The sequence below is a fragment of the Vibrio fujianensis genome, from assembly GCF_002749895.1.
In the GTDB taxonomy this organism is placed as follows: domain Bacteria; phylum Pseudomonadota; class Gammaproteobacteria; order Enterobacterales; family Vibrionaceae; genus Vibrio; species Vibrio fujianensis.
Map to the genome: position 1 here is coordinate 262607 of NZ_NBUS01000043.1, position 3090 is coordinate 265696.

The 3090-nt window shown below is 43.3% G+C and carries 4 protein-coding genes; 3 read left to right on the plus strand and 1 reads right to left on the minus strand.

What is annotated here, in order from left to right:
• A partial coding sequence (locus tag B7C60_RS12035; RefSeq protein WP_245869290.1) for a phosphopentomutase occupies positions 1–1162 on the plus strand: 1162 nt, incomplete at its 5' end.
• Positions 1163–1315: 153 nt separating this feature from the next.
• Positions 1316–2041 carry a purine-nucleoside phosphorylase gene (gene deoD / locus B7C60_RS12040; RefSeq protein ID WP_099611856.1) on the plus strand — a complete coding sequence of 242 codons (726 nt, stop codon included), beginning with the start codon at positions 1316–1318 and terminating at the stop codon, positions 2039–2041.
• 56 nt (positions 2042–2097) lie between these two features.
• Here deoD and B7C60_RS12045 read toward each other — a convergent pair whose 3' ends face one another.
• Positions 2098–2709 carry a YtjB family periplasmic protein gene (locus tag B7C60_RS12045; RefSeq protein ID WP_099611857.1) on the minus strand — a complete coding sequence of 204 codons (612 nt, stop codon included), beginning with the start codon at positions 2707–2709 and terminating at the stop codon, positions 2098–2100.
• Positions 2710–2810: 101 nt separating this feature from the next.
• On the opposite strand from B7C60_RS12045, the gene B7C60_RS19085 reads away from it, so the two are divergent.
• A partial coding sequence (locus B7C60_RS19085; RefSeq protein WP_425445509.1) for a DUF5609 domain-containing protein occupies positions 2811–3090 on the plus strand: 280 nt, incomplete at its 3' end.

Genomic DNA, 3090 nt, shown 5'->3' on the forward strand with positions numbered 1-3090 from the left:
TGAAAAATTTGGTGATGTTGGCGCTGATACTTTAGGTCATATTGCCGAGCAGTGCCAACAAGGCAAAGCCGATAATGCCGATCGCCAAGGGCCTTTATGTTTACCTAATCTCTCCAAGTTAGGGTTAGCGATGGCACACAAAGAAGCTACAGGACAATTTGCCCCAGGGTTGGATCAACGCGCGGACATTATCGGTGCTTATGGACACGCCGCTGAACTCTCTTCTGGAAAAGATACCCCATCAGGGCATTGGGAAATTGCGGGTGTACCCGTGTTGTTCGAATGGGGCTATTTTAGTGATAAAGAAAACAGCTTCCCTACCGAGCTAACCGATCGCATTTTAAAGCGTGCTGGTTTGGCGGGATTTCTTGGTAATTGCCACGCATCAGGGACGCAAGTGCTTGATGATCTTGGGGAAGAGCATATGGCGACGGGTAAGCCAATTTTCTATACCTCAGCCGATTCAGTATTTCAAATTGCTTGTCATGAAGAGACATTTGGTTTAGATCGTCTGCTTGAATTGTGCCAAATTGCTCGTGAAGAGTTAGCCGATTACAACATTGGTCGGGTGATCGCTCGTCCGTTTGTTGGTGCAGGTAAAGGACAATTTGAACGGACTGGTAACCGCCGCGATCTTTCCGTCGAGCCACCTTCAGCAACCGTATTACAGAAATTAGTTGAAGAAAAACAAGGACAAGTGGTTTCGATTGGTAAAATTGCTGATATTTACGCTAACTGTGGAATTACTAAGAAAGTGAAAGCGACAGGCATTCCTGCACTGTTTGATGCCACGGTGGAGCAAATTCAGCAAGCGGGTGATAACACCATCGTCTTTACCAATTTTGTTGATTTTGATTCAGCTTATGGGCATCGTCGTGATGTGGCCGGTTATGCGGCGGCACTGGAATACTTTGATCGACGTTTACCTGAAATTCTTGCCCAGATGCAAGCTGATGATCTGCTAATACTCACTGCGGATCATGGTTGTGATCCTACTTGGATGGGAACAGATCATACGCGAGAGCACATTCCGGTACTGGTCTTTGGCCAAAAAGTGGCTCCAGGGACATTAGGTTTGCGAGAAACCTTTGCTGATATCGGACAAAGCATTGCGTATTATTTTGGCCTATCTGCGATGGATTACGGAAAAAACTTTTTATAATTATTAATAACAGATAAAAAGTGAACGAAGGCTCAGCTCAATCGGTTGGTTGAGTTGAGCAAAAAACGTTACTAGCGAGATTTTGCCTAATTTATGCTAAGGTCAACAGACCCTAGGGTGGGTTAGAAAAACGCAACATAGGAAAATAAAAATATGGCAACTCCACATATTAATGCTCAGTTGGGTGATTTTGCAGACGTTGTACTTATGCCAGGGGATCCACTACGGGCCAAGTTCATTGCAGAAACTTTTCTTGAAGAGGTCGTACAAGTATGTGACGTCCGTAATATGTTTGGTTATACCGGAACCTACAAAGGTCGCAAAGTCTCAGTGATGGGCCACGGCATGGGGATCCCTTCTTGCTCTATTTATGTGACTGAGCTGATTAAAGACTTTGGGGTCAAAAAAATTATTCGTGTCGGTAGTTGTGGTGCCGTTAACGAAGGAATTAAAGTGCGTGATGTCGTTATCGGTATGGGCGCGTGTACGGATTCGAAAGTGAATCGTATTCGTTTCAAAGATCATGACTTTGCTGCTATTGCAGATTACAAAATGGTCAAAGCGGCCGAAGAAGCGGCGAAAGCTCGCGGTATTGATGTGAAGGTCGGTAATTTATTCTCTGCTGAACTGTTTTATACCCCAGATCCTGACATGTTTGAGGTGATGGATAAATATGGCATTGTCGGAGTTGAGATGGAAGCGGCTGGGATCTATGGCGTTGCAGCGGAATATGGCGCTAAAGCACTCGCGATTTGTACCGTGTCTGATCACATTAAAACCGGTGAACAAACTACCTCTGAAGAGCGTCAAACCACCTTTAATGAAATGATTGAAATCGCATTAGATTCGATTCTTATTGGTGACCAAGCGAACTTTTAATTAAGTGATTAAGTTTGAGATGGAAAAGTTAAGCCTCAGCGAAGCGCTGGGGCTTTTTAGTGGGTCTGTTTCAGTAACCAGTTTTCACTCACTGATTTTGACTTTAATTGGTGACGTAATAGTAAGGTGATCAATACACCACTAATAAAACTCATCAGTAACATCAAATACATATAACGATCACTTTTACGATAATGATGATCGGAAATAGCAGTCACTTTACCTGTTTCAAAGGTAAGCCGAACAAAACCAATGATATTCCCATCATGCAGGACTGGTTCTACCAATTGTTGTCGGCCAATACTTGCTGTTTGTAAAGGCGTATCTAACCCTAATACTTCGCGAGCACTGAGTGCGGCATCACTGGCTGCCAGTTTCACACCTTCCGCATCATAAATGGTTGCATCAAAAACTAAACGTTCCTGCGCGAGTTGGTTGGTGAGGGCTAACAAACGCTCTTGATCTTGTTCGGCCAACATCGCACTTGCAGAAAGAGAGGCTTGGTTGATCAATACCTTGGTTAATGTCTCCAGTTGTTTAGCCTGAATACGTTCATTACCTTTACTAATGACCACGCTATTTTGAATGGTGACCAAAAACATCACGATCAATAACAGCATGACGAAACCGCGTAATACGACACGAAATGAAAAAAGTGAGCCATCCATAGACAGTTAACCTGAAAAAATCACACTTAACCCATATTGAGACTTGCGTTTTCAAATTGCAATAGGGTAACGTCTTGCAATCATAACAAAGGAAAGTGGACATGGACGCTGTAAAAACGTTACGCATTAGAAAACATACCACCTTGCTGAATCGTCTTCCTGAAACACGCTTTGCAACACAATTGGATAAAAAAAAGGCCAATTGGATCGTCTTTGCTGAACAGTTAACGCCACAGCAATTTGAAGATATCGATTTTTTCACAGGGCAATACACTGCCATTGTTGAAACATGGAAAGTGGGATCTTATGAGGTTGCACTCATGGCGGGAGAACTTTCGACTGAGCATCAAACCATCTTGCAAAATTTAAAGCTCGATTATG

Bases quoted from the DNA above. Each gene is read 5' to 3' on its own strand.
- deoD (WP_099611856.1), top strand. From the start codon at position 1,316: ATGGCAACTCCACATATTAATGCTCAGTTGGGTGATTTTGCAGACGTT.
- B7C60_RS12045 (WP_099611857.1), bottom strand. From the start codon at position 2,709: ATGGATGGCTCACTTTTTTCATTTCGTGTCGTATTACGCGGTTTCGTC.